The 25,652-nt window shown below is 52.7% G+C and carries 27 protein-coding genes and 2 tRNA genes; 15 read left to right on the top strand and 14 right to left on the bottom strand.

Going from position 1 to position 25,652, the window contains the following annotated elements; translation table 11 throughout:
• Nucleotides 1-16: 16 nt before the first annotated feature.
• From sufC to ldtE, 5 genes are all read left to right on the top strand, one after another.
• Nucleotides 17-763, top strand: a complete 747-nt coding sequence (gene sufC / locus AAEY27_RS12555; protein WP_342320891.1) for a Fe-S cluster assembly ATPase SufC — start codon at nucleotides 17-19, stop codon at nucleotides 761-763.
• Entirely contained in the window at nucleotides 738-2,009 is a 1,272-nt protein-coding gene (gene sufD, locus AAEY27_RS12550) for a Fe-S cluster assembly protein SufD (RefSeq protein WP_342320890.1), read from the top strand. The genes sufC and sufD overlap by 26 nt, the downstream gene beginning before the upstream one ends.
• A complete protein-coding gene (gene sufS, locus AAEY27_RS12545) occupies nucleotides 2,006-3,226 on the top strand; it encodes a cysteine desulfurase SufS (RefSeq protein WP_342320889.1) in 1,221 nt (406 codons plus the stop codon). Before sufD ends, sufS begins: the two co-directional genes overlap by 4 nt.
• Before the next feature lie 13 nt (nucleotides 3,227-3,239).
• Entirely contained in the window at nucleotides 3,240-3,656 is a 417-nt protein-coding gene (sufE, locus tag AAEY27_RS12540) for a cysteine desulfuration protein SufE (RefSeq protein ID WP_342320887.1), read from the top strand.
• Between the two features lie 100 nt (nucleotides 3,657-3,756).
• Nucleotides 3,757-4,779, top strand: coding sequence for a L,D-transpeptidase LdtE (ldtE, locus tag AAEY27_RS12535; protein WP_342320886.1), 1,023 nt, complete (start codon nucleotides 3,757-3,759; stop codon nucleotides 4,777-4,779).
• A 64-nt stretch (nucleotides 4,780-4,843) separates the two neighbouring features.
• Here ldtE and AAEY27_RS12530 read toward each other — a convergent pair whose 3' ends face one another.
• The 4 genes from AAEY27_RS12530 to AAEY27_RS12520 form a co-directional block, all read right to left on the bottom strand.
• Nucleotides 4,844-5,080, bottom strand: a complete 237-nt coding sequence (locus tag AAEY27_RS12530) for a major outer membrane lipoprotein (RefSeq protein WP_007374746.1) — start codon at nucleotides 5,078-5,080, stop codon at nucleotides 4,844-4,846.
• 309 nt (nucleotides 5,081-5,389) lie between these two features.
• Nucleotides 5,390-6,802 (bottom strand): pyruvate kinase PykF, encoded by a 1,413-nt coding sequence (gene pykF / locus AAEY27_RS12525; protein WP_342320885.1) that lies wholly within the window; start codon nucleotides 6,800-6,802, stop codon nucleotides 5,390-5,392.
• A gap of 14 nt (nucleotides 6,803-6,816) precedes the next feature.
• The gene (locus AAEY27_RS22430) at nucleotides 6,817-7,011 is read right to left on the bottom strand and encodes a hypothetical protein (protein ID WP_425294631.1); all 195 of its coding nucleotides are present in this window, start codon (nucleotides 7,009-7,011) and stop codon (nucleotides 6,817-6,819) included.
• Nucleotides 7,012-7,304: 293 nt separating this feature from the next.
• Nucleotides 7,305-8,096 carry an inositol monophosphatase family protein gene (locus AAEY27_RS12520; protein WP_342320884.1) on the bottom strand — a complete coding sequence of 264 codons (792 nt, stop codon included), beginning with the start codon at nucleotides 8,094-8,096 and terminating at the stop codon, nucleotides 7,305-7,307.
• A gap of 150 nt (nucleotides 8,097-8,246) precedes the next feature.
• Between AAEY27_RS12520 and AAEY27_RS12515 the strand changes: the two genes are divergently transcribed.
• The 4 genes from AAEY27_RS12515 (at nucleotide 8,247) to AAEY27_RS12500 (ending at nucleotide 11,768) form a co-directional block, all read left to right on the top strand.
• Nucleotides 8,247-9,014 (top strand): basic amino acid ABC transporter substrate-binding protein, encoded by a 768-nt coding sequence (locus tag AAEY27_RS12515; protein ID WP_342320882.1) that lies wholly within the window; start codon nucleotides 8,247-8,249, stop codon nucleotides 9,012-9,014.
• Nucleotides 9,015-9,083: 69 nt separating this feature from the next.
• Nucleotides 9,084-9,848, top strand: a complete 765-nt coding sequence (locus tag AAEY27_RS12510) for an amino acid ABC transporter permease (RefSeq protein WP_342320881.1) — start codon at nucleotides 9,084-9,086, stop codon at nucleotides 9,846-9,848.
• On the top strand, nucleotides 9,835-10,557 hold the full coding sequence (locus AAEY27_RS12505) for an amino acid ABC transporter ATP-binding protein (RefSeq protein ID WP_342325566.1): 723 nt from the start codon (nucleotides 9,835-9,837) through the stop codon (nucleotides 10,555-10,557). Before AAEY27_RS12510 ends, AAEY27_RS12505 begins: the two co-directional genes overlap by 14 nt.
• 155 nt (nucleotides 10,558-10,712) lie before the next feature.
• The gene (locus AAEY27_RS12500) at nucleotides 10,713-11,768 is read left to right on the top strand and encodes an NAD(P)-dependent alcohol dehydrogenase (RefSeq protein ID WP_342320880.1); all 1,056 of its coding nucleotides are present in this window, start codon (nucleotides 10,713-10,715) and stop codon (nucleotides 11,766-11,768) included.
• A 71-nt stretch (nucleotides 11,769-11,839) separates the two neighbouring features.
• On the opposite strand, the gene AAEY27_RS12495 is transcribed toward AAEY27_RS12500, so the two are convergent.
• The 3 genes from AAEY27_RS12495 to mdtK form a co-directional block, all read right to left on the bottom strand.
• Nucleotides 11,840-11,916 (bottom strand) — tRNA-Val (locus AAEY27_RS12495).
• 12 nt (nucleotides 11,917-11,928) lie between these two features.
• Nucleotides 11,929-12,005 (bottom strand) — tRNA-Val (locus AAEY27_RS12490).
• Nucleotides 12,006-12,155: 150 nt separating this feature from the next.
• Complete coding sequence (gene mdtK, locus AAEY27_RS12485) at nucleotides 12,156-13,529, bottom strand: MdtK family multidrug efflux MATE transporter (RefSeq protein WP_342320878.1); 1,374 nt, start codon at nucleotides 13,527-13,529, stop codon at nucleotides 12,156-12,158.
• Between the two features lie 306 nt (nucleotides 13,530-13,835).
• On the opposite strand from mdtK, the gene AAEY27_RS12480 reads away from it, so the two are divergent.
• Nucleotides 13,836-14,474, top strand: a complete 639-nt coding sequence (locus AAEY27_RS12480) for a riboflavin synthase subunit alpha (RefSeq protein WP_342320877.1) — start codon at nucleotides 13,836-13,838, stop codon at nucleotides 14,472-14,474.
• Between the two features lie 68 nt (nucleotides 14,475-14,542).
• Here AAEY27_RS12480 and cfa read toward each other — a convergent pair whose 3' ends face one another.
• Complete coding sequence (cfa, locus tag AAEY27_RS12475) at nucleotides 14,543-15,691, bottom strand: cyclopropane fatty acyl phospholipid synthase (protein WP_342320876.1); 1,149 nt, start codon at nucleotides 15,689-15,691, stop codon at nucleotides 14,543-14,545.
• 299 nt (nucleotides 15,692-15,990) lie between these two features.
• Nucleotides 15,991-17,190 (bottom strand): purine nucleoside transporter PunC, encoded by a 1,200-nt coding sequence (gene punC / locus AAEY27_RS12470; RefSeq protein WP_342320874.1) that lies wholly within the window; start codon nucleotides 17,188-17,190, stop codon nucleotides 15,991-15,993.
• A 111-nt stretch (nucleotides 17,191-17,301) separates the two neighbouring features.
• On the opposite strand from punC, the gene punR reads away from it, so the two are divergent.
• Nucleotides 17,302-18,213 carry a DNA-binding transcriptional activator PunR gene (punR, locus tag AAEY27_RS12465; protein WP_342320873.1) on the top strand — a complete coding sequence of 304 codons (912 nt, stop codon included), beginning with the start codon at nucleotides 17,302-17,304 and terminating at the stop codon, nucleotides 18,211-18,213.
• Nucleotides 18,214-18,232: 19 nt separating this feature from the next.
• Here the strand turns inward: punR and purR are convergent, their stop codons facing one another.
• Nucleotides 18,233-19,258 carry an HTH-type transcriptional repressor PurR gene (gene purR / locus AAEY27_RS12460; RefSeq protein ID WP_342320872.1) on the bottom strand — a complete coding sequence of 342 codons (1,026 nt, stop codon included), beginning with the start codon at nucleotides 19,256-19,258 and terminating at the stop codon, nucleotides 18,233-18,235.
• Nucleotides 19,259-19,555: 297 nt separating this feature from the next.
• Between purR and AAEY27_RS12455 the strand changes: the two genes are divergently transcribed.
• Complete coding sequence (locus AAEY27_RS12455; RefSeq protein ID WP_088236881.1) at nucleotides 19,556-19,645, top strand: YnhF family membrane protein; 90 nt, start codon at nucleotides 19,556-19,558, stop codon at nucleotides 19,643-19,645.
• A 174-nt stretch (nucleotides 19,646-19,819) separates the two neighbouring features.
• On the top strand, nucleotides 19,820-21,004 hold the full coding sequence (locus AAEY27_RS12450; protein ID WP_342320869.1) for an MFS transporter: 1,185 nt from the start codon (nucleotides 19,820-19,822) through the stop codon (nucleotides 21,002-21,004).
• Between the two features lie 42 nt (nucleotides 21,005-21,046).
• Here AAEY27_RS12450 and sodB read toward each other — a convergent pair whose 3' ends face one another.
• Nucleotides 21,047-21,628 (bottom strand): superoxide dismutase [Fe], encoded by a 582-nt coding sequence (gene sodB, locus AAEY27_RS12445; RefSeq protein ID WP_342320868.1) that lies wholly within the window; start codon nucleotides 21,626-21,628, stop codon nucleotides 21,047-21,049.
• A gap of 124 nt (nucleotides 21,629-21,752) precedes the next feature.
• Nucleotides 21,753-22,589, bottom strand: coding sequence for a C40 family peptidase (locus tag AAEY27_RS12440; RefSeq protein WP_342320867.1), 837 nt, complete (start codon nucleotides 22,587-22,589; stop codon nucleotides 21,753-21,755).
• A gap of 295 nt (nucleotides 22,590-22,884) precedes the next feature.
• On the opposite strand from AAEY27_RS12440, the gene AAEY27_RS12435 reads away from it, so the two are divergent.
• Both AAEY27_RS12435 and AAEY27_RS12430 read left to right on the top strand, forming a co-directional pair.
• Nucleotides 22,885-23,229: a Grx4 family monothiol glutaredoxin gene (locus AAEY27_RS12435; protein WP_342320866.1), complete on the top strand. Its 345-nt coding sequence runs from the start codon at nucleotides 22,885-22,887 to the stop codon at nucleotides 23,227-23,229.
• Between the two features lie 272 nt (nucleotides 23,230-23,501).
• Nucleotides 23,502-24,437 (top strand): omptin family outer membrane protease, encoded by a 936-nt coding sequence (locus AAEY27_RS12430; RefSeq protein ID WP_342320865.1) that lies wholly within the window; start codon nucleotides 23,502-23,504, stop codon nucleotides 24,435-24,437.
• Nucleotides 24,438-24,465: 28 nt separating this feature from the next.
• Here AAEY27_RS12430 and rnt read toward each other — a convergent pair whose 3' ends face one another.
• A complete protein-coding gene (gene rnt, locus AAEY27_RS12425; protein ID WP_342320863.1) occupies nucleotides 24,466-25,125 on the bottom strand; it encodes a ribonuclease T in 660 nt (219 codons plus the stop codon).
• A 90-nt stretch (nucleotides 25,126-25,215) separates the two neighbouring features.
• Nucleotides 25,216-25,623 (bottom strand): lactoylglutathione lyase, encoded by a 408-nt coding sequence (gene gloA, locus AAEY27_RS12420; protein WP_342320862.1) that lies wholly within the window; start codon nucleotides 25,621-25,623, stop codon nucleotides 25,216-25,218.
• Nucleotides 25,624-25,652 lie beyond the last annotated feature (29 nt).

The following is a 25,652-nucleotide window of genomic DNA, read 5'->3' as shown; positions in this document are numbered from 1 at the left end:
AACTAAGGGATAATAAATGTTAAGTATTAAAGATTTGCAGGTGAGCGTTGAAGATAAAGAGATCCTGCGTGGTTTGAGTCTGGAAGTGCGTCCGGGCGAAGTCCACGCGATTATGGGGCCGAATGGCTCCGGCAAAAGTACGCTTTCGGCGACCCTGGCCGGACGTGAAGATTACGAAGTTGTGGGCGGTAGCGTCGAATTCAAAGGCAAAGATTTGCTTGAGCTGTCGCCGGAAGATCGCGCCGGTGAAGGCGTGTTTATGGCATTTCAGTATCCGGTCGAAATTCCGGGTGTCAGCAACCAATTTTTTCTGCAAACCGCCCTGAATGCGGTACGCGAATATCGCGGGGAAGACGCGCTGGACCGTTTTGACTTTCAGGATTTGATGGAAGAGAAGATCAAACTGCTGAAGATGCCGGAAGATTTGTTGACCCGCTCGGTTAACGTCGGATTCTCTGGCGGCGAGAAGAAACGCAACGATATTTTGCAAATGGCGGTGCTGGAGCCTGAACTGTGCATCCTTGATGAAACCGACTCCGGACTGGATATTGATGCGCTGAAAATTGTCGCCGAAGGCGTGAACGCGCTGCGCGACGAAAATCGCGCTTTTATCATCGTCACGCACTACCAGCGCATCCTTGATTACATCAAACCTGACTTTGTGCATGTGTTGTATCAGGGGCGCATTGTGAAATCCGGCGATTTCACGCTGGTTAAGCAACTGGAGGAGCAGGGCTATGGCTGGCTTACCGAACAGCAGTAACGCGCTGCAACAGTGGCACCATCTGTTCGAAACACAGGGCGGCGCGCACTCCGAAGTGGCGCAACAGCACCTGCAACAGATGCTGCGCCTTGGGCTGCCGACGCGAAAACATGAAAACTGGAAATACACGCCGCTTGATGGCCTGCTGAACAGCCAGTTTGTCGCCACGCGCGGTTCGCTGGACGCGCAGCAACGCGATGCGCTGGCTTTGCCAGTGGATGCCGTGCGGCTGGTGTTTGTCGACGGGCAATTCAATGCGGCGTTAAGTGACGATCTCGCAGGTTCTGGCTTCGAAGTGACCTTTAGTGATGCGCGAGGAAACCTGCCCGCACCTGTGCAGCCGGAAGTATTTTTACACCTGACCGAAAGCCTGGCGCACGACGTCACCTGGATTCAGGTCGCGCGTAACCAACGGCCTTCTAAGCCATTGCTCTTAATGCATGTCACGCAAGGTCTGGCGGGCGAAGAGATGAACACGGCGCATTATCGCCATCATCTGGATCTGGCGCAGGGTGCGGAAGCGACAGTGTATGAACACTACGTCAGCCTCAACGACGCGCGGCACTTTACCGGTTCCCGTTTAACAATGAATGTGGCGGCGAACGCGCACCTGCATCATATGAAGATGGCGTTTGAAAACCCGCTCAGCTACCACTTCGCCCATAACGATATTTTGTTGGCGGCAGACGCCTGCGCAGACAGCCACAGTTTCCTGCTTGGCGGCGCGGTGCTACGCCATAACACCAGCACGCAACTGAACGGCGAGAACACGCAACTGAACATGAACAGCCTGGCGATGCCGGTGAAGTCGGAAGTGTGCGATACACGCACCTGGCTTGAGCACAATAAAGGCTACTGCAACAGCCGCCAGTTACATAAAACCATCGTCAGTGACAAAGGGCGCGCGGTGTTTAACGGGTTGATTAACGTTGCGCAACACGCCATTAAGACCGACGGCCAGATGACCAATAACAACTTGCTGCTCGGCCGTCTGGCGGAAGTGGATACGAAACCACAACTTGAAATTTACGCTGATGACGTCAAATGTAGTCATGGCGCGACCATTGGTCGCATCGACGACGAACAGATGTTCTATTTGCGCTCGCGTGGGATCAACCAGCAAGCGGCGCAACAGATGATTATCCATGCCTTTGCCGCTGAGTTGACGGAAGCCATCAGCGACGAGGCGCTGAAACAACAGATTCTGGCGCGTATCAGCCAGCGTCTGGCAGGGGGCGTAGTATGAGTTTTCCCGTGAACAACGTACGTGCCGATTTCCCGGTGCTGCTGCGTGAAGTGAACGGACTCCCGCTGGCGTATCTCGACAGTGCCGCCAGTGCGCAAAAACCGAATCAAGTCATTGATACCGAGGCGGAATTTTTCCGCCACGGTTATGCGGCTGTGCATCGCGGCATTCATACCCTTAGTGCCGAAGCGACGCAGCGCATGGAAAATGTGCGCGTGCAGGTGGCGGCGTTTCTCAACGCTCGTCTGCCGGAAGAGCTGGTGTTTGTTCGTGGCACCACCGAAGGGATCAACCTGGTCGCCAATAGCTGGGGTAACAGCCAGGTGCAGGCGGGCGATAACATTATCATTAGCGAGATGGAGCACCACGCCAATATTGTGCCGTGGCAAATGCTCTGTGAACGCGTCGGCGCGCAGTTGCGCGTTATTCCGCTGAACCAGGATGGCACATTGCAACTTGATGTGCTGCCGACGCTGCTTGATGAGCGCACGCGGCTGCTGGCGATAACGCAGGTTTCCAATGTGCTGGGGACGGAAAACCCGGTTGCGGAGATGATTGCGCTGGCGCATCAGCACGGCGCAAAAGTGCTGGTGGATGGTGCGCAGGCGGTCATGCATCACCCGATCGATGTGCAGGCGCTGGATTGCGATTTTTATGTCTTCTCCGGTCATAAACTGTATGGCCCGACAGGCATTGGCGCGCTGTATGTGAAAGAAGACATTTTGCAGAACATGCCGCCGTGGGAAGGGGGCGGGTCAATGATCGCCACCGTCAGCCTGACTGAAGGAACCACGTTCGCGAAAGCGCCGTGGCGCTTTGAAGCGGGTACACCGAATACTGGCGGGATCATTGGTCTTGGCGCGGCGATCGAGTATGTGACCGGGCTGGGTCTGAAAGCGATTGGCGAGTATGAGCAGACGCTGATGCGCTACGCGCTGAATGCGCTGGCAGATGTTCCGGATCTCACGCTGTATGGCCCGGATCACCGTTTGGGCGTGATTGCGTTCAACCTGGGTAAACATCACGCCTATGATGTCGGCAGTTTCCTTGATAATTATGGCATTGCGGTGCGTACCGGGCACCATTGCGCGATGCCGCTGATGGCATTTTACAAAGTGCCCGCCATGTGTCGCGCATCGCTGGCAATGTACAACACGCAAGAAGAGGTGGATCGTCTGGTAGCAGGCCTGAAACGTATTCATCAGTTGCTGGGCTAACAGAGAGGCGAAAATGGCCGCATTACCCGATAAAGAGAAATTGCTGCGCAATTTTGGCCGCTGCGCCAACTGGGAAGAGAAGTACCTTTATATTATTGAGCTAGGGCAGCGACTGCCGGAGTTAAGCGCAGAAGCACATAACCCGGAGAACATCATTCAAGGCTGTCAAAGCCAGGTGTGGATTGTGATGCAGCGTAACGACGCTGGCGTGATAGAGCTGGCGGGCGACAGCGATGCCGCGATTGTCAAAGGGCTTATCGCCATCGTATTTGTGCTGTATCAGCAGATGACCGCGCAGGATATTGTGGCGTTCGATGTGCGCCCGTGGTTCGAAAAAATGTCACTGACCCAACATTTGACCCCCTCCCGCTCGCAAGGGCTTGAAGCGATGATCCGCGCTATCCGCAACAAAGCGGCTAACTTTAGCTAAACTTACAAGACCCCTTTCATCCTGTTATACGCGGGGCGTTCGCCGCCTCGCTGGATCTTCAGCTTTCTGACACCTTGTCAGTGAATACAGGAACTTCAGCATGAAACGCGCCTCTTTTATCTCTCTGTGTCTTTTAGGTGCTTTTAGCACTATCCCGTTGGCTCATGCGGCGGAATACACTTTGCCTGCGGCCAATAGTCGCATCATTGGTCAAAACCAAACCTACACCGTGCAAGCAGGGGATAGAAACCTGCAAACCATCGCCCGACGTTTTGATACGGCGGCAATGTTGATTCTCGAAGCCAATGACACTATCGCGCCGGTGCCGAAACCAGGAACCGTTGTCACAATTCCATCCCAAATGCTGTTACCCGACACACCGCGCGAAGGGATTGTGGTTAATCTGGCGGAACTGCGGCTCTATTATTTCCCGAAGGGTGAAAATAGCGTACAGGTTTACCCTATTGGCATTGGTCAGCAGGGGCTTGAAACACCTGTTTCTGTAACACGCGTCAGCCAGAAGATCCCTAATCCAACCTGGACGCCAACAGCTGGGATACGTGCACGCTCTCTGGCGAATGGCATTGAATTGCCACAGGTTGTCCCCGCCGGGCCAAATAACCCTCTGGGGCGCTTTGCATTGCGTCTGGGGATAGGAAATGGTGAATATCTCATTCATGGCACTAATGCGCAGGACAGCGTCGGGCTGCGGGTCAGTTCGGGTTGTATACGCATGAATGCGCCGGACATTGAGAAATTGTTTGCGCAGGTCGCTGCGGGAACGAAAGTCACCATCATCAACGAGCCGGTGAAGTACGCTGTTGAACCGGATGGCAAACAGTACATTGAAGTGCATCGCCCACTGTCGCAGACCGTGGATGAAAATACACAGACGGTGCCGATTAACTTCTCACCTGAGCTGGGAACGCTTATCACCAACGCGGGTGGTGATCACACGTTAATCGAAAAAGCGCTGAACCGCCGTGCGGGCTATCCGGTTGGTATTCCTGCGGGTAAAGCAAAAGCAGAGAAGGCGACGACCGAAAGCGTGTTGTCAGTGCAGAACAGCACGAAAGGGGCGGCGATGAATGCTGAGGATGCGGGAGAAGCGGTAACGCAGTAGGGAACAGTAAAACGTAGGCAAAAAAAATGGCGCACATTGTGCGCCATTTTCATTACAGGAACTCTTACTTACGGTAAGAGTGAGCCTGGTTGTCCAGACGCTGGTTAGCGCGAGCTGCGTCATCTTTAGCAGCCTGAACGTCAGAACGGATTGCGTTCACGTCGTTGCTCAGTTGGTCAACTTTAGCGTTCAGAGTCTGAACGTCAGAAGACAGCTGATCGATTTTAGCATTGCTGGAGCAACCAGCCAGCAGAGTAGAACCCAGGATTACCGCGCCCAGTACCAGTTTAGTACGATTCATTATTAATACCCTCTAGATTGAGTTAATCTCCATGTAGCGTTACAAGTATTACACAAACTTTTTTAGGTTGAGAATATTTTTTTAATGGGAATGCACTTAAATTTGATCGTTCGCTCAAAGAAGCATCGACTTTGAATTAGGTGTTAAAAAACGCGTGTTAAAACAGCAAGCTTCCATCGGATTCATCTTAGATAATGCGCTGCTTAAATAGTGAAATCCGATTTGATTTTTTATTTTCGCGGGAGGCGGGAATATAAAAAAAGCGCCGCGAAGGCGCTTTTTTAATCAATCGCAAATGTCCGGTTATTATTACAGAACGTGGACAGAAGCAGTGTTAGTCGTGCCGCTCGGAACCAGTGCGCCGGATACCATTACCACAACGTCACCTTTGTTCGCCAGGCCGCTTTCCAGCGCGACTTCTTTACCCAGACGATAGAAATCATCGGTAGAAGAAATCTCTTTCACCAGCTGCGCGACAACGCCTTTGCTCAGCACCAGTTGACGAGCGGTCAGTTCGTTGGTGGTCAGCGCCAGAATGGTGGCATCCGGGAAGTATTTACGCACAGCGCGCGCAGATTTACCGCCCTGAGTCGCCACGACGATCAGCGGGGCTTCCAGTTTTTCAGCGGTTTCAACAGCACCACGGCAAACTGCCTCGGTGATGCGCAGTTTGCGGCTGTCGTTGTTGAAGTCCAGACGGCTGGTCATCACGCGATCGGTACGTTCGCAGATGGTCGCCATGATGGAGACCGCTTCCAGCGGATATTTGCCTTTTGCAGACTCACCAGACAGCATCACAGCATCGGTGCCGTCGAGAATGGCGTTCGCAACGTCACCAGCTTCAGCGCGGGTCGGACGCGGGTTTTTGATCATGGAGTCGAGCATCTGGGTGGCAGTGATAACCACTTTGCGCGCACGGATACATTTCTCGATCATCATCTTCTGCGCGAAGATCACTTCTTCAACCGGGATTTCAACACCCAGGTCGCCACGCGCAACCATGATGCCGTCAGACGCTTCGAGAATTTCGTCGAAGTTGTTCAGGCCTTCTTGGTTTTCGATTTTAGAGATGATCTGAATATGCTCGCCGCCGTGGGCTTTCAGGTGCTCACGGATTTCAACCACGTCAGAACGTTTACGGATAAACGATGCTGCAACGAAGTCAACGCCTTGCTCGCAGCCGAAGATCAGGTCTTGCTTATCTTTTTCAGCCAGTGCCGGCAGGGCGATGGAAACGCCTGGCAGGTTAACACCTTTGTTTTCACCCAGGTCGCCGTTGTTCAGTACTTTACAGACAACTTTGTTGCCTTCGATAGCGGTGACTTCCATGCCGATCAGACCATCGTCAACCAGCACGGTATTACCCACGCTCAGATCGCTGGTGAAACCTTCATAAGTCACGGCAACGGTTTCGCTGTTACCTACGACAGATTTGTCGGTAGTGAAAGTGAAGGTCTGGCCCGCTTTCAGGGAAACGTCGTTGCCGCCTTCCAGTTTGATGGTGCGGATTTCCGGACCTTTGGTGTCCAGCAGAATTGCCGCTTTTTTACCGGTTTTGCTCATCACGTTGCGCAAGTTTTTGATGCGCTGGCCGTGCTCAGCATAGTCACCGTGAGAGAAGTTTAAACGCATGACGTTCATGCCAGCGTCCAGCATTTTCGCCAGCATCTCTTCGGATTCGGTTTTCGGACCGATGGTGCAAACAATTTTGGTCTTTTTCATGACAGTTCTGGTCTTTAAGTTTGAGTTGAGAAGGATAGGAAATTCACGCTCCGGTAAGCGCACGGCTTCGGAGCCAAACCTGTGTTGCGAAAAGAGCGATGCCACAGCCTAAGGATAGGTGACATCAAAAAAGCGTGCAGAGTAATGTGTGCCTGAGTTTCAGCCCAACCGGGAAAAGAGTGATGTACGTTATGAATTTTACAGTTCAATCAGCTGAAACCATTCAAGAGTGAATAGGCGGACATTATACGACGAAAAGTAAGCAAATGGAAAACAAAAACACTGTTTCAAAAACCATCTGTGCAGTTTCACAACGAAGTGTTATCAACGTGTTAAGTATGCACAAGAAACAATTTAACGAATTAATAGCAAAAATGACGCCTTTGCCACAAAAAGGGCAAAGGCGAAGGTGAAGTCGGTGCACTTTTCTGCCGTTTCGTTGGTAGTTTCTATAATTATTATCGGCACTTACGAGGTAAAGCTGTAACGTTTTAGCCGTTTTTTAGCTATTGAGGATACGCAACGCCTGTTCATGCAGGCGCGGGCAGCCACACGCCAGAATATTTCCCCCGGCTTCCGGGCGATCGCCACTTAATGTGGTTACGACCCCACCGGCCTGCTCGATAATCGGTATTAGCGCGACGATATCGTAAGGCTGCAAGCCATATTCCAGGCATAAATCGATTTGCCCGGCGGCCAGCATCGCCATGGCGTAGCATTCGCCGCCGTAGCGGATCATCAGCGTTTGTGCTTCCAGCGCGGCGAAATTCACTTCAGGATGGCGAGCAACAGGTTCAGGCGAGGTGAGATGCAAAATCGCCTGCTCCAGCGGAAGCCCCTTGCGTGTTTGCAATTGTGCAGTGCCTTGCGGCCCGCTGCGCCAGGCGTGTTGACCATCGGCCCAGAAACGTTCACCGGTCAGCGGCTGGCTCATCATTCCCATATGTCCACGCTGCTCGACCGTCAAGCCAATCAAGGTTCCCCAAACTGGCAGGCCGCACAGAAAAGGCCGCGTACCGTCGACAGGATCCAGCACCCATTGCAGCGGGCCGGAGCCGGTCAGGCCGAACTCTTCGCCCATAATCGAGTGCGAAGGATAACGTGCGGTAATGAGTTCGCGCATCACGCGCTCGGCTTCGCGATCGGCATCGGTCACCGGGTCAAAGCGAAAACCCTCTTTGGGTTTACTGCCCACATGCAGGTTCAACGATGAGCGAAAACGCGGCAGCGTCTGTTTATCCGCCGCGTCGGCCAGTTCATGTAGAAAAGCGATATCGGGTACAGTGTAATTCATTGCGCAATCCTCCAGTGAGACGAGTGAATGACTGTTCCGGTTTTAACACATAACGGCGGTGTATTCTTTCCCGACGGGATAATAACCGTTGCACAGTCAGCATGTTGTATGTATTTTTATGCAAATAATTTGCATAAAAAGGTGATGAAAATGTTCAGGAAGTGGATTCAGGCGGGTTGTCTTTTTGCCGCGATGGCCAGCAGTGCCTTTGCAGCCCAGGAAACATATGTCGTTGGCGCGGGTGGTACGTATCGCCCGTTCGAATTTGAAAACAGCCAGAAACAGCTGGAAGGTTTTGATATCGATATCATCAAAGCCATCGCCAAAGCGGAAAACTTCAATATCAAACTGATCAATACGCCGTGGGAAGGGATTTTCGCCACTCTCGGTTCCGGCGATCGCGACATCATCATCTCTGGTATTACCATTACGGATAAACGTAAACAGATGGTGGATTTCTCCGCGCCATACTTCCCGGCGGAACAATCGATAGTCGTTCCGGCAACCTCCAAAGTTACGTCACTCGCGTCGCTGAAAGATGAAAAAGTGGGCGTAGTGAACTCCAGCACCGGCGATATCGTGGTTTCCGATGTGCTGGGCAAAAACAGCACGGCGATCAAGCGCTTTGATAACACGCCGTTGATGCTGCAAGAGCTGTTCGAAGATGGTGTCAGCGCGGCCGTTGGTGACGTCGGTGTGGTGAAGTACTACATCAAACAGCATCCGGAGAAGCAATTTAAGCTGGTGCCGGACGCGAAATTTGAGCGCCAGTACTTCGGCATTGCGGTCGCCAAAGGCAACACCGAATTGCAGGCGAAACTCAACAGCGGCCTGAAGAAAATTGTCGCCGATGGCACCTATGCCAAGATTTATAACACCTGGTTCGATGAAAACGTACCGGCGTTACCTGCGCAGTAATTCATCTTTCTTTTCAATCCGGCTATCGCAGCGCGTCTGCGGTAGCCGTCATTTTTTCAGGGTTTAGGTATGTCAGGATTCCGCTGGGAGATAATCCAGGAGTATGCACCGCTGTTTATGGAAGGTGCCTGGATGACCATCAAATGCACCATTATCTGCGTGATTTTAGGCACGCTCTGGGGGCTGACGCTCGGCCTCGGCAGAATGGCGCAGGCCGGGCACGGCCCGTGGAAATATGTGCTGCGCTATCTGGTGCAATTCCCGGTGCGTTTTTATGTCAGCGCCATTCGCGGCACGCCGCTGTTTGTGCAGATCATGGTGGTGCATTTCGCACTGGTGCCGCTGTTTATTAACCCGCGCGACGGCATTCTGGTGACCAGCGACATTATGAGTAGCGATCTGGCGCGCAGCTTGCGTTCGGACTACGGCGCATTTCTCTCGTGTATCGTGGCGATTACGCTCAATGCGGGCGCTTACGTCTCGGAAATTTTCCGCGCCGGGATCCAGTCTATCGACAAAGGGCAGATGGAAGCTTCGCGCGCGCTGGGCATGCCGTGGTGGAAAACGATGCGTAAAGTCATCCTGCCGCAGGCGTTTCGCCGCATTCTGCCGCCGCTCGGCAACAATGCGATCGCCATTGTGAAAGATTCTTCGCTGGCCTCGGCGATTGGCCTCGCGGACCTGGCGTATGCCGCCCGCACGGTATCCGGTGCGTATGCCACCTATTGGGAACCCTATCTGACCATTTCGCTGGTTTACTGGGTTATTACCTTCCTGCTTGCGCAACTGGTTAATCGACTGGAAAAGAGGTTTGGCAAAAGTGATTCACATTAAAAACCTGCATAAGTACTTTGGCGAAAGCCATGTCCTGCGCGGCATCAGTTGCGATATCCAACCGAAAGAAGTGGTTTGCGTGATTGGCCCTTCCGGTTCCGGGAAGAGCACTTTTTTGCGCTGCATGAATGCGCTGGAAAGCGTCAGCGAAGGGGAAGTGCAGGTCAACGGCTTTGCCATTCACGATGCGAAAACCGACATTAATAAGCTGCGTGAAAGCGTCGGTATGGTGTTCCAGCGCTTTAACCTTTTCCCGCATATGACGGTGCTGGAAAACCTGATGATGGCTCCGATGAGCCTGAAAGGGATGAAACGCGCTGAGGCAGTAAGCCTGGCAGAAAATTTGCTGGCAAAAGTGGGCCTAAGCGACAAGCGCGATGCCTGGCCGTCGAGCCTTTCCGGTGGTCAGCAACAGCGTGTCGCCATTGCTCGTGCGTTGGCAATGAACCCGTCCATTATGCTGTTTGACGAACCGACATCGGCGCTGGATCCAGAGCTGGTGGGGGATGTGTTACAGGTGATGAAAACGCTGGCCACAGAAGGCATGACGATGGTGATTGTCACTCACGAAATGGGCTTTGCCCGTGAAGTCGCGGATCGGGTGATTTTTATCGATCAGGGCGTGATTCAGGAAGAGGGCACACCCCAGCACTTGTTTACCACACCGACCAATCCACGCACGGCGGCTTTTCTCAGTAAAGTCCTTTAATTTCAAGCTCTCTTCGGAGAGCTTTTTCTTATCTCCGATGACAGTAAGTGCAAAGCACGTACTGATCGCGCGACCGATACTGCAATGCGCCATACTCAAGCAGTGTGGGTCCACAAGCGGGGTCTACCGCCCCGATAAACTCTCGGAGAAAAACCATGACAATGAAAGTCCTCGGCTATGCCGCACAGTCGAATAAAACCCCTCTGGCACCGTTTCATTTTGAGCGCCGCTCACCGCGCGCTGATGATGTGGTTATCGATATCCTTTACTGTGGCGTATGCCATTCCGATCTGCATCAGGCGCGTAACGATTGGCATGGCAGCCAGTACCCCATTGTGCCGGGGCACGAAATTATTGGTCGCGTCGTTTCCGTTGGCGACGCGGTGAATAAATTCAAAACCGGTGATTTAGTCGGTATCGGCTGTATGGTCGATTCCTGTCGCGAATGCTCACCTTGCAAACAGGGGCTGGAGCAATATTGCGAAGAGGGCAACATCCAAACCTATAACGGTATCGACCGCCACGATCATCGCCCAACGTATGGCGGTTATTCGCAATCGATTGTTTGCTCGCAAGATTTCGTGTTGCGCATCCCTGAAAACCTTGATGCGCAAGCGGTCGCACCGCTGCTTTGCGCCGGAATCACCACCTGGTCACCTTTACACCATTGGGGCGTGAAGGAAGGCAGTAAAGTGGCGGTAGTGGGTCTTGGCGGCCTCGGCCATATGGCGCTGAAACTGGCGCACGCGTTGGGAGCTGACGTCACGTTGTTTACCCGTTCATCGGGTAAAGAGGACGATGCCCGTCGCTTGGGCGCGCATCATGTGGTGCTCTCCACGGATGCGCAACAGATGGAGGCGGTGAAAGGGAAATTTGATCTGATCATTGATACTGTCCCCTATACCCACGATATCAACGGCTATATGTCGACGTTAACCCTCGACGGTACACTGGTATTTGTTGGGCTGCTGGGGGATCTCGAACCGACAGTAAACACCGTACCAATGATTATCGGTCGTCGTTCGGTGTCCGGTTCGTGCATTGGCGGCATTGCTGAAACCCAGGAGATGCTTGATTTCTGCGGCCAACATAACATCACCGCCGATTCTGAAGTGATTCGCATGGATGAGATTAACGAGGCGTTTGAGCGGCTGCTGAAAAGCGATGTGAAATACCGCTTTGTTATCGATATGAAGACGCTGACGGCATAAACAGGTGCAGGCCGCGAAAGCGGTCTGCTGCGTATTGCAGCGAGAAATACAAAAGGGATAAAACACAAGAATGGTGCGTCCGAATGGACTCGAACCATCGACCCCCACCATGTCAAGGTGGTGCTCTAACCAACTGAGCTACGGACGCACTGAAAAGGAATGGTGCGTTCAATTGGACTCGAACCAACGACCCCCACCATGTCAAGGTGGTGCTCTAACCAACTGAGCTATGAACGCAGTGTTGTGGTTGACAACGGGGACGAATATTAGCGGCAGGTCGGAGAAGTGGCAAGCGGAAAATGGCAGATTTCTTACTGAATTCACCCGATTGCGGAACAACTGAGCAAAACGCCGGGAAAGTAGCCGCCATGCGGCGGCTAGCATTGATTAGCGCGCAGCGCGCTGCAAAATCCACGCCGAAGGCTGGCGTTGCAGGAAACGCATACGCAACATGATCATGATGGCGGCGGAGGTCAGGCCAATAATAAAGCCCATCCAGAAACCCGCAGGCCCCATGCGATCGACGACCAAATCGGTCAGCGCCAGAATGTAGCCGGTCGGCAGCCCCAGCACCCAATAGGCAACAAAGGTGATAAAAAAGATCGAGCGCGTATCTTTATAACCGCGCAGCACGCCGCTGCCGATCACCTGGATAGAATCGGAGATTTGATAAATCGCCGCCAGCAACATCAGGTGCGAGGCCAGCGTCACGACTTCCGGGTTATCGTTGTAGAGCAGGGCGATCTGCTCGCGCATTAAGACCGTGAACACCGCGGTTAAGGCGGCCATGCAGACGCCAACGATTAAGCCGGTTCGTGCTGATGTCCGCGCATCCAGTGTTGAACCCTGCCCGAGACGAAAACCCACACGGATAGTGACCGCTGCTGCCAGCGACATTGGCAGGACAAACATCAGCGAGCTGAAGTTCAGGGCAATCTGGTGACCGGCCACATCCACAATACCCAACGGCGACACCAGTAACGCCACCACGGCAAACAGCGTGACTTCAAAGAACAACGCCAGCGCAATCGGCAAACCGAGTTGGGTCAGGCGCTTCAATATTTCCAGATCCGGTTTGGCAAAACGTGTGTCCTGTTGGATATCGCGCATCGCAGGGGCACGCTTCACATAGGCGCGCAGACAGATAAACATCACCCAATAAACGGATGCCGTCGCCACACCACAGCCGACGCCGCCCAGTTCCGGCATCCCGAAATGGCCATAGATAAAGGCATAGTTCACCGGAATATTCACCAGCAACCCAAGAAAGCCCATCACCATGCCCGGTTTTGTGCGGGCGAGGCCTTCGCACTGGTTACGCAACACCTGAAAGAAGAGGTAACCCGGCGCGCCCCACATCAGCGCGCGTAAAAAGCGCACCGCTTTGTCGGCCATCAGCGGATCGATGTTATGCATGGCGCGAATAATATGCCCGGCATTCCACAGCACAATCATAATCAGCACGGAGACCACACCTGCCAGCCAGAACCCCTGGCTTACCTGATGAGCGATGCGTTCGCGACGTCCCGAACCGTTTAATTGCGCAATGACAGGCGTCATCGCCAGCAGCAGGCCATGACCAAACAAAATGGCGGGAAACCAGATAGAGGTACCAATGGCAACGGCAGCCATATCCGTGGCGCTGTAGCCACCTGCCATTACCGTATCAACGAAGCCCATCGACGTCTGGGCCACCTGCGCAAAAATCACTGGCAACGCGAGGGCCAGTAATTGACGCGCTTCTGTAACATACTTCTGCACGTGTACACCTATATATTGTTGTTATAAATGAGGAATGGAACGGCTGTTCAGGAAGGAGTATTTCCTTGTGCTACAAAGAATGCTGCACAGCGACCAGTGCAACATGTGCTCAAATATTACCTGCTAACGCGTTTTTTTGCCATGTTAACCATAAATCAAAATTATCTTTTGATATCCCGATAATTAGCCAGCTTATCGGCTGTCCGGCTACCGGGAAAAAGATTGAGGCTGGAAAGGGCAATTTTCACCTGTTATTGTGCGTCAAGAACACGGTAATGCCGTATGAATGGAACAGGAGTGGTAAGTATGTTTACGGGTATTGTGCAAGGCACGGCAAAAGTGGTGTCGATTGAAGATAAACCCAATTTCCGCACCCACGTTGTTGAGCTTCCTGAAACGATGCTGGATGGCATTGAAACCGGTGCCTCCATTGCCAACAACGGTTGCTGCCTGACAGTCACAGCAATTAACGGTAGCCATATCAGTTTCGATTTGATGAAAGAGACGCTGCGAATTACTAACCTCGGCGAACTGGGCGTGGGTGATACCGTCAACGTTGAGCGTGCGGCAAAATTCAGCGATGAGATCGGCGGGCATTTAATGTCGGGTCACATCATGACCACCGCTGAAATCGTCAAAATTCTCACCTCGGAAAATAACCGTCAGATCTGGTTTAAAGTGCAGGATCCGACGCTGATGAAATACATCCTCTATAAAGGTTTTATCGGCATTGATGGCATCAGCCTGACGGTCGGCGAAGTCACCAGCAGCCGCTTCTGCGTGCATTTGATCCCGGAAACGTTGCAGCGCACCACGCTCGGGGTGAAAAAACTGGGTCACCGCGTCAATATCGAAATTGATCCGCAAACCCAGGCGGTTGTCGATACGGTTGAACGTGTACTGGCTGCGAAAGAAGCGGCCGTGGTTGTGAACAGCGATGAGTAATCCGTAAAGCTTGTAAAAAAAGCCGCAACGAAAATCGTGCGGCTTTTTTATTGGCTAAAAGCAGCAGGTTAGCGCGCGACGCGCAGCCCGTGTTCCACTCCGCGGCTAAACACCACCTGCCAGAGTTGAATATCCCGCGCGCGGAACGCGCCCGCGCAGGCGTTCAGATAGTAGCTGAACATCCGTTTAAAACGCTCGGAGTAGTTGTCGGCGATTTCCGGCCAGGCGGCAAGAAAACGCTCATACCACGCCATCAGTGTGCGGTCATAATCGGCACCAAAATTGTGCCAGTCTTCCATCACAAAATGCGGTTCACTGGCGGTGGCGATGTGCCGCACCGACGGTAAACAGCCATTGGGGAAGATATAACGATTGATCCACGGATCGACATTGTGATCTGTGCGTTTTGAGCCGATGGTGTGCAGCAAAAAGATCCCGTCCGGTTTCAGGTTGCGATCGACCACGCTGAAATAGGTCGGGTAATTTTTCGGCCCAACATGCTCGAACATGCCGACGGAGACAATGCGGTCAAACTGATCGTCCAGGTCGCGATAATCCAGCAGGCGGATATCGACATCCAGCCCTTCGCACCGCTGCTGCGCCATTTTTTGTTGTTCCGCCGAAATGGTGACGCCAACGACGCTGACGCCGTAATTCTGCGCCATAAATTGCGCCAGCCCGCCCCAGCCACAGCCAATATCCAGCACGCGCATGCCCGGTTTTAACTTCAGCTTTTCACAGCACAGCCTCAGTTTTGCCCGTTGAGCGTCATCCAGTGTTTCGGCATCTTTCCAGTAGGCGCAAGAGTATTGCATCTGCGGATCCAGCATGCGGGTAAACAGGTCATTACCGAGATCGTAATGCTCTTTTCCGACAATCCAGGCCCTTTTTTTGCTTTGCAGATTAAATAATCTTGCTCCGGCAATGCGGAGTGTGTCTTTTAAATGATGAGGGAGCTGTTTTTCCAGTCCAGCGCGGAGAACTTTGGTGAAGAATATGTCCAGGCGGTCGCATTCCCACCAGCCGTCCATATAACTTTCGCCGAGTCCAAGCGAGCCTTCCTGCAAAACACGTTTAAAAAAATCAGGATTTTTCACCTGAATATCTGAAGCGGCGGGACCGTTGACACGGATGCCTGCGCGGTTCAGCAGTTCGTTTGCTATACGGAACCAATTATCATCCCGTACGCTAACTTCTTCTATACACGATGAACTCATAACTTCTCCATCACTCGCAGTGATCAGAACCGTCGAAGCGCGAAATCGCGTTTTCCGGCTTGTGAGAAATCTCACGGTTCGCACCGTGAGGCTGATATCCGACGTTAACAGAGGAAGGGAGATGACCCTTGCCAGAAAGGCCTTCCGTGGTGAAACGAGCACGATCCTGTGCCCGTTAATACATAATATTTATCGTAATTATGGAACAACCGAAAATGAGTATAGGCCTCAATATCTGGCGATTCAACATAAAGCTGTTAGCAAGCTAATGGATTAGAGGGTGATAATTGCTTGTGCAACTATTTGAGAGAAGAAGACGGTTCGGCCTCTTCCGCTAGCGGCAAATGCTTCATCTGGCGTTGCAAGGAATAACCCAGCGCGGCAAGCAATACCATTGACAACATCACACTGGTGGTGGTCAGCAGCGGTGTGGCAATCAGCCACGACACCACCAGGCTCGCCAGAAAACAGAGCCCCAGTTGCAGCGTGTTTTGCAGCGCCGCTGCCCGGCCAGTCGCCTGTGGGAACGGGCGCAGCGCCTGCGCGACGACGATCGGGTAGATGGCACCGTTTGCCATCGCCATCACGCAGAACGGGATCAGCAGCGTGGTCAGGGTGACGCCAGACATAAAGCCGACAGCCCAGGTGGCAAGCACGCTTAATCCAAAGGCCGCCAGCAGCCACGGCAACAGGCGGGAGCCGTTCCATTTCTGCAAGGCCGCCCGGCAACCGTAACCGCCAATTAAGAAGGCGATGGTTTGCGGCACATAGCTCAGGCCAATAATCGACGGGCCATAACCCATTTCATGCAGGATAAATGGTGAGCCGGTCAGCCAGGCGAAAAAGCTGGCGGAGCAGGCGGCGTAGATAATCACATTGCCGCGATAATCGCGGGTACGCAGCAGGTCCATAAACGTCAGCGCCGGTTGCGGGTTCTCAACGTGTTTAACCGCAGGGCGCAGCCGGAAAGCCGGCACCATCAACACCAGCGTAATGATCAGCAGGGTGGCGAAAATGGCCTGCCAGGAGAGATGGGAGAGGATCCAGGCGCCGAGCAGCGGTGCCAGCGCCGGGGTTAACCCGACCAGCGGCATAATGGTGGCGAAAATGCGGTTAACGCGGTGCGCCGGATAATGGTCAGTCACCAGCGCTTGCCAGCTTACAGTGGCCGCGCAGACGCCCACTGCCTGCACAAAGCGCAGCACCAGCAGCAGTGTGGCATCGCGTATCCATAATGTACCCACGCAACCTAACGCGAAAATGGTCAACCCGATCAGCAGAATCGGTTTGCGTCCATAACGATCCGACAGCGGCCCCCACACCAGTTGCGCGATCGCGAACCCCGCCAGAAAGAGGCTGAGCGTGGCGCTGACCACGGCGGAAGAGGTTTGCAAATCTTGTTGTATTGCACTGAAAGCGGGCAGGTACATGTCGGTGGCTAAAAAGCCCAGCACGCTTAATCCCGCGAGCCAGACTAAAAATCCTTTGCCAGGTTGCATTATGGTTTCTCTTTGTTGCAGGTATTTAGGGGTGTCGAGTGTAAGGAGTGCAATAACAGTTGTGAAACGCTAATATTTGCGCATTGGTTTCAAAATTTTTGCAGGCAGATTATGTGGTCAGAATATTCCCTTGAAGTGGTTGATGCGGTGGCGCGCAATGGCAGTTTTAGCGGTGCGGCGCAAGAGTTGCATCGCGTGCCTTCTGCGGTGAGCTATACCGTTCGGCAACTGGAAGAGTGGCTGGCGGTTCCGCTGTTTGTGCGTCGCCATCGTGATGTAGAGTTAACGCCCGCAGGCGTCTGGTTTTTGAAAGAAGGGCGTTCTGTTATCAAAAAAATGCAGGTCACCCGCCAGCAGTGCCAGCAAATCGCCAATGGCTGGCGCGGGCAACTGGCGATCGCGGTGGACAATATCGTTAAACCTTCGCGCACGCGGCAGCTAATCGTTGATTTTTATCGCCATTTCAGTGATGTCGAATTACTGGTTTATCAGGAGGTGTTTAATGGCGTCTGGGATGCGCTTTCTGACGGACGCGTTGAGTTGGCGATTGGCGCAACGCAGGCCATTCCGGTCGGTGGACGTTATGCGTTTCGCGATATGGGCATGCTTAGCTGGAAATGCGTGGTTTCCAGTCAACATCCTTTGGCTGCAATGCCCGGCCCGCTAAGTGATGAGACGTTGCGCAACTGGCCTTCGCTGATTCAGGAAGATACGTCGCGTTCATTACCGAAACGCATTACCTGGCTGCTGGATAACCAAAAACGCGTGATTGTCCCGGATTGGGAATCGTCGGAAGCCTGTCTCTCGGCGGGGCTGTGTGTGGGCATGGTGCCGGCGCATTTTGCCAGACCGTGGTTGGATAGCGGAGCCTGGGTGGCGCTCGAACTGGAAAACCCGTTTCCGGATGCGGCTTGCTGCCTGACATGGCAACAAAACGAGGCATCGCCCGCCTTAAATTGGCTGCTGGAGTACCTGGGAGATAGCGAAACGCTGAACAGTGAATGGTTGCGGGAGCCGGAGTAACGGCCCCCGCGAAAGAAGATTAACGGCGGTAGTCGCGGAACGGGCCATCGGCCACCGAGCGGCGCTCTACCAGGCGCGGATGCACCTCAATCGATTGCGACTCTTCACGTTTGTTGACGATGCGGTCAAGCAACATGGTAAAGGCGGTTTCACCCAATGAATCTTTCGGCTGATGAATCGTCGTCAACGCTGGCGTGAAGAAGCGAGAGTTGCGCACATTGTCATAACCGATAACCGAAATATCCTGCGGTACGCGTAAACCCATCTCATCAGCGGCGCACAGTGCGCCCATCGCCATAATATCACCGCCGCAAAAAACGGCGGTAGGGCGGTGCGACTGGCCGAGGATCTGCTGCATGGCGCGGTAACCAGATTCCGGTTCGAAGTCGCCCTGCACAATCCAGTTTTCCGGGACGGAAATCATGGCTTCTTCCATCGATTTCATAAAGCCCGCCAGACGGCCTGCGCCGGTATTACGCTCCAGCGGGCCGGGGATCACGCCGATATCGCGATGCCCGCGTTCAATAAGATAGCGGCCTGCCATATAACCGCCTTCGAAGGCGTTATCAATGACAGAATCGGTAAAATCGGCTTTTGCTTCGCCCCAGTCCATCACCACCATCGGAATGTGGCGATACTCTTCCAGCATGCTTAAAACAGATTCGGGATATTCAGAGCACATAACCAACAGGCCGTCGACGCGTTTTTGCGCCATCATCGACAAATAAGCGCGCTGTTTTTCGTGGCTATTCCATGCGTTACCCAGAATCAGGGTGTAGCCTTTCTGGAAACATTTCTTTTCGACAGCTTCGATGATTTCGGCAAAATAGGCCGCTTCGCTGCTGGTGGCCAATAAACCGATAGATTTTGTGTGATTGACTTTCAAACTGCGCGCCACGGCGCTCGGCGAATAGTGCAGTTCTTTGATCGCGGCCCACACGGCGTTGCGCGTCTCTTCGGCGACGAAGCGTGTTTTGTTAATTACATGTGATACGGTTGTAGTGGAAACGTTTGCTCGTTTCGCGACGTCTTTAATCGTTGCCATCAGATATTACTCCAGACCATATCGTAAGCTCCTGATAATACTTAAGGTAAACGTTTGCCTTTAAACACCCTGAACTCAGCAAAAAGAGTGCGGTACGCCGGGAAAACGACACTGGACGTCAGGAGGGGAGTCAATGGCCGGTACGCTTATAAATTTAGCGTCGAATTTTGTCTTATCTTGAGCAAAAGGGGAAGAGTTAAAACGATTCTCCCTCTAATTCCCGCAAGATTTTTAGGATAATTTGTGCAAAAATGCGCTATCTCACTTTTTGTGGGGAAATTAAAAGGAGAGAAATTGATGAGCACCGATCTTAAGTATTCATTATTCACCACCGTCATCGTTCTGGGTCTGATTGTTTTCGGCGCGCTGACCGCAGCACTGCATTGATCTATCGCGAGGGAGAGCTTTCTCCCTCGGTTTTCCTGCCTTATCTCCTGCATTTGTATCTGTTGCGCAATAATCTTTTGTCATTCAGCTAACTTCTAATTTATGTGACAGCTGTCATACTTTTGTCTTCAACGACAGAGTCGAGCGTCGGCATGTCATTTTCGGAGCCAAAATATGAAAATTAATTTCCCTTTGCTGTCCCTGGCTATCGGTGCCTTCGGTATCGGTACTACGGAGTTTTCCCCAATGGGATTACTGCCGGTGATTGCCCGCGGCGTTGACGTTTCCATTCCGGCGGCAGGGATGTTGATTAGCGCATACGCTATCGGCGTGATGGTCGGCGCCCCCCTGATGACGCTGCTGCTGTCGCATCGCGGTCGTCGTAACGCGCTGATCTTTTTGATGTCTATTTTTACCTTGGGTAACGTGTTGTCGGCCATTGCGCCAGACTACTCCACATTAATGCTCGCCCGCATCGTTACCAGCCTGAACCACGGCGCATTCTTCGGCCTCGGTTCGGTGGTGGCCGCAAGCGTGGTTGCGAAAGAAAAACAGGCCAGCGCAGTCGCCACCATGTTTATGGGGCTGACCATCGCTAATATCGGCGGCGTGCCTGCCGCTACCTGGCTGGGTGAAACCATCGGCTGGCGCATGTCATTTATGGCCACTGCCGGACTGGGCGTGATTGCTATGTTGAGCCTGTTCTTCTCTCTGCCAAAAGGCGGCGCGGGTGCGCGTCCGGATGTCCGCAAAGAGCTGTCAGTACTGATGCGTCCGCAGGTTCTCTCTGCGTTACTGACCACCGTGCTGGGTGCTGGAGCCATGTTTACGCTCTATACCTATATCTCTCCGGTACTGCATACCATTACTCATGCTACGCCGGTATTTGTTACCGCCATGCTGGTACTGATTGGTGTGGGCTTCTCGATTGGTAACTATCTCGGTGGGAAACTGGCGGACCGCTCTGTTACCGGCACGCTGAAAGGCTTCCTGGTGCTGCTGATTGCGATCATGCTGGCCATCCCGTTCCTGGCGCGCAGTGAAATTGGCGCAGCCATCAGCATGGTGGTGTGGGGCGCGGCGACCTTTGCGGTGGTTCCGCCGTTGCAGATGCGTGTGATGCGCGTTGCGCATGAAGCGCCGGGCCTGTCGTCTTCGGTTAACATCGGTGCCTTTAACCTCGGTAACGCCCTGGGTGCAGCGGCAGGTGGTGCGGTGATTTCTGGCGGTCTGGGGTATGCGTTTGTATCGGTGATGGGCGCAATCATCGCCGGATCGGGTTTGTTGGTGGTGCTGCTTACCAGCCGTACTCAGCCAGAAACTGCCTGTGCGACGCTGAATAACAAATTGAATCAATAAGAAGGAGGGGCTTGCCCCTCCTTTTTTTATGCAACAAAAAGGTTATGCGGCAAAATTTTTTGTCACGAACGCCCAGTTAACCAGCGCCCAAAAATGCTCAAGGTAGCTCGGACGAGCGTTACGGTAATCAATGTAATAGGCATGTTCCCACACATCGATCGTTAACAACGGTGTCGCATCCGTCGTCAGAGGCGTACCGGCGTTAGACGTCGAAACAATCGCCAGTGTGCCATCCGCGTTTTTCACCAGCCATGTCCAGCCTGCACCGAAGTTTTTCACTGCCGCGTCGGTAAACTGCGCTTTGAACTCGGCGAAACTGCCAAAGGATTGGGCAATCGCCGTTGCCAGTTCGCCTGTTGGCTCACCACCAGCGTTAGGTGCCAGGCAGTTCCAGTAAAAGCTATGGTTCCAGACCTGCGCAGCATTGTTGAAAATGCCGCCTTCGCTGTTCTTCACAATCGCTTCCAGCGTTTGGCCTTCAAAAGCGGTACTTTTGATCAGGTTATTGAGATTGGTGACATACGTTTGATGGTGCTTGCCATAATGGTATTCCAGCGTTTCCGCCGAAATGTGCGGCATCAGGGCGTCTTTGGCATACGGTAATGCGGGTAGTTCGAACGACATTGCTGCTCTCCTTTATTCTTGTCATACACTCAATAGCCCTACTGAGTGTGCGGCTAGGGTAGCAGAATAAAAGGACTGACCAAAGAGAGCGTTACCTGCCGCACGTGCGGCAGGTAAGGGAGGATTAACGGATGGTTTTCGGCGTAACGACGCGGCGTGCGCCGACATAATGGCGCTGCCAGTAATCTTCGCTTAACGAGGTCACCTGAATGTCCTGGCCGCTGCGCGGAGACTGAATGAATTTGCCATTACCAACATACACGCCAACGTGATCGGCAGTACCGCGACCCTGGGTGCGGAAGAACACCAGATCGCCGCTTTCCAGTTCAGCCACGTTAACCGGTGAAGCATCACGCAGGTGATACATTTCATTGGCCGTGCGTGGAATACGGAATTTCACCAGATCTTTATACGCGTAATAAACCAGGCCGCTGCAATCGAAACCGGTGCTCGGTGACGTACCGCCCCAGTGATAAGGTTTGCCAATTTGATTCATCAATTTGGACATCGCGGTTTTCTGCGCTTTCTGAATTCGCACTTTATGAATATCGGCGAGTGTTGCAGATTGGGTGCTTTTGACTTTAATGCAGTGAGGCTTGTGGCCTTTGCGCGTCGTACATTTTTCAGTCCAGGTAATGGAAGCCGTTTTGGCTGTGTTGGATACTTTACGACGCGAGGTGAGTTTGCTGGCTTTATTGCTGGTGGAAACTTTTTTGGTCGACGAAGACTTTTTCGTCTCCGTGGTTTTTTTGATGGTTGTTTTTTTTACCGAACTGCGGCTGCTTTTCTTTGCTGTTTTTTGTGATGTGTTTTTTTTCTTACGTTCGGATGCTTTCGCCAGATGTGTTTTTTGCACGGCCGAGGTTGGCGCCTGTTCAGATGCGCTCGCTAATGGCGTGAAAGACAACGTGGTGAACAACAAAGCACAGAGCGTGATTGAAGCTTTAGGTATCCGCGCCACTGAGCAATCCCCTGTTAGGGCAGGCATATATAATGCTTGCGTATGATTTTCAAAACTCGTCGATTCTAATCTATAAAAAGCCCAAAAGTTAATACTGTTTTTGCATCTAAAACTGCGTTTCGTTAACGAGCGCAAAAAAAAGCAGCAAAACGTTTCTCTGCGCTCAAAGCTTAAGCAGCAAACGGCCGCCAAATCAGAAAAGCATGAAGCGTGAACAAAATGTTATTTTCCGTTGCGGCCCTGACCCGCTACAATATCCGACTCTGCCGTAGAAGAAGTTGAAGGAAGCAAGACCATGAGTGAAACTCTTGAAAAAATTCAGCGCCAGATCGCTGAAAACCCGATCCTGCTGTACATGAAAGGCTCTCCGAAACTGCCAAGCTGCGGTTTCTCTGCTCAGGCTGTACAAGCGCTCTCTGCGTGCGGCGAGCGTTTTGCGTATGTTGATATTCTGCAAAACCCGGATATCCGCGCCGAGCTGCCGAAATACGCGAACTGGCCGACCTTCCCGCAACTGTGGGTTGAAGGCGAGCTGGTGGGTGGTTGCGATATCATCATTGAAATGTATCAGCGCGGCGAATTGCAGTCGCTTATCAAAGAAGCGGCGGCAAAATTCAAAGACGAGCCGAGCGCTGAATAACCCGCGCTTTCTTTAAGCGATGGATAAAAGGGTTCATGTTTCGACATGAGCCCTTTTTTTATGGATTGACGCCTCTCCAGTAAAGTTGATGAGACGTGAATATTTCATTTGCATTCATTCGCCTGCTAATTGACTCAATAAAATCCTTTGTGTATTTGTGTATGTGCGTTTTCATGTAACATATTGATATATATCGTTACTTTAACGCGTAATGCTCATTCTCTGAGTATCATGGAAATACTTAATGGGACAAATTCGCTAAGGATGAACGAATGAAAAAAGGAACTATTACCATTGTTGCGCTCTCGTTGCCGTTGATTTTTTCGGCTGCGGTGAAAAGTGAGGAAAGCGCCGACTGGGAGCAGGTTAGCGCGGGAATCAATCTCGGCACACTGGGCGGCCTAATCAGAGAAAGGGCGTACGATTCTGACCCCGGTGGGCGCAAACTCAGCCAGCTTGACTGGCAATACCGGAATGCCGCTATTGTTCAGGGTTCTTTGGAATGGGACGCGATATCGTGGTTGTCTCTGGGCGCTTCGGGCTGGACGACCTTAGCGCGCAAGGGAGGCTTATCAGACAATTATGATTGGTTGCTGGATTCGCAAAAGACCTGGACCCATCACAGTACCCATCCAAATACACGACTCACCTTTGCCAACCAGTGGGATTTGCATCTCATGGGCTGGATTGTCAACGAACCGACCTGGCGTCTTGGTTTGCTGGCCGGGTATCAGCAAGGCCGCTTTAGCTTTAATGCACACGGGGGCAGCTTTAACTATGGAAACGGTGCCTGTACCGGTGTTTTTCCTGACATAAAAATCGGTGGCTACAAGCAGCAGTATGACGTTCCTTATATCGGTCTCACCGGGCTTTATCGCTATCAGAATTTTGAAGTGGGAAGCAGTTTTAAATACAGCGGCTGGGCGCGCGCCGAAGCGACGGATGTTCACTATTTGCATGGCCTGATTTTTACGGATAAGACTCGAAATCAGGACTTCTTTGCTCTCTCGGCAAACCTCGGTTATTACCTGACGAAAAACATGAAGGTCTATCTTGAAGGCACATGGAATCGGACAACGAATAAAAAAGCCAACACTACCGTCACGTTCGATGACAATGGTACCCCCGGGCGCGTGTCATTTAAGGATGGCGCGGGCATCGAAAGTTACAGTTTCCTGACCACCGCAGGGCTGAAATACAGCTTCTAAAAACGAAACCGGTCAAAAGACCGGTTTTTTACGCTTGTGAATCGTCAGCGGTGGGGGTGGGCAATGGCCAGCCGCCAAGGCGTTTCCAGCGGTTGACGATTTCGCAAAACAGCAATGCCGTTTGCTCGGTGTCGTATAACGCAGAGTGCGCTTGTGAAGCATCAAACGCGATACCTGCTGCGCCACAGGCTTTCGACAGCACGGTTTGGCCGAGCGCCAGGCCGCTTAACGACGCCGTATCAAAGGTCACGAAGGGGTGGAACGGGTTGCGTTTCAGCGAGGCTCGCTCTGCGGCGGCCATCATAAAGCTGTGATCGAAGGTGGCATTGTGCGCCACCATAATCGCGCGGTTGCAGCCCTGATCTTTAATGCCTTTGCGCACCATTTTGAAAATGGCATGCAGTGCGTCGTGTTCACTCACCGCGCCGCGTAGCGGGTTACTCGGATCGATACCGTTAAACGCCAGCGCTTCCGGCTGCAGGTTTGCGCCCTCGAATGGCTCAACATGAAAGTGCAGGGTGCTGTCAGGCATTAGCCAGCCTTGTTCATCCATCTTTAACGTAATGGCGGCGACTTCCAGCAGGGCGTCGGTTTTCGCGTTAAACCCGGCGGTTTCGACATCAATCACGACAGGGTAAAAACCGCGAAAACGGTCGCACAGACCAGCAAGTTGAGCGTTATCGGACATCAGGATCTCTTGATACGGGAAAATGGCAGCGCATTATGGCAAATTTTGCGAAGAGATGTAAAACAGCGGGCGCAAAGTGCGCCCGGGGGATCAGTGGCCGAGACCGCGACCGGCGTCTTTCTCTTCGATCAGTTCAATTTTGTAACCGTCCGGATCTTCAACGAAAGCGATAACTGTTGTGCCGCCTTTGACCGGGCCAGCTTCGCGGGTAACGTTACCGCCGTTTTTGCGAATGGTTTCGCAAGATTCAGCCGCGTTTTCCACGCTCAGCGCGATATGACCATACGCGGTGCCCAGCTCATAGCTGTCCACACCCCAGTTATAAGTCAGTTCAATCACCGCTTCATCGCTTTCCGGGCCGTAACCCACAAACGCTAATGAATATTTATATTCCGGGTTTTCGCTGGTGCGCAGCAGTTTCATGCCCAGCACTTTGGTGTAGAAATCGATAGAGCGTTGCAAGTCGCCAACGCGCAGCATGGTATGAAGTAAGCGCATAATGTCCTCTTTTATGAATGAGTTAGCAT

Origin of the sequence: Kosakonia sp. BYX6, from assembly GCF_038449125.1 — a bacterium.
GTDB lineage: Bacteria > Pseudomonadota > Gammaproteobacteria > Enterobacterales > Enterobacteriaceae > Kosakonia > Kosakonia calanthes.
This window is presented reverse-complemented; position numbering and strand designations above follow the sequence as displayed.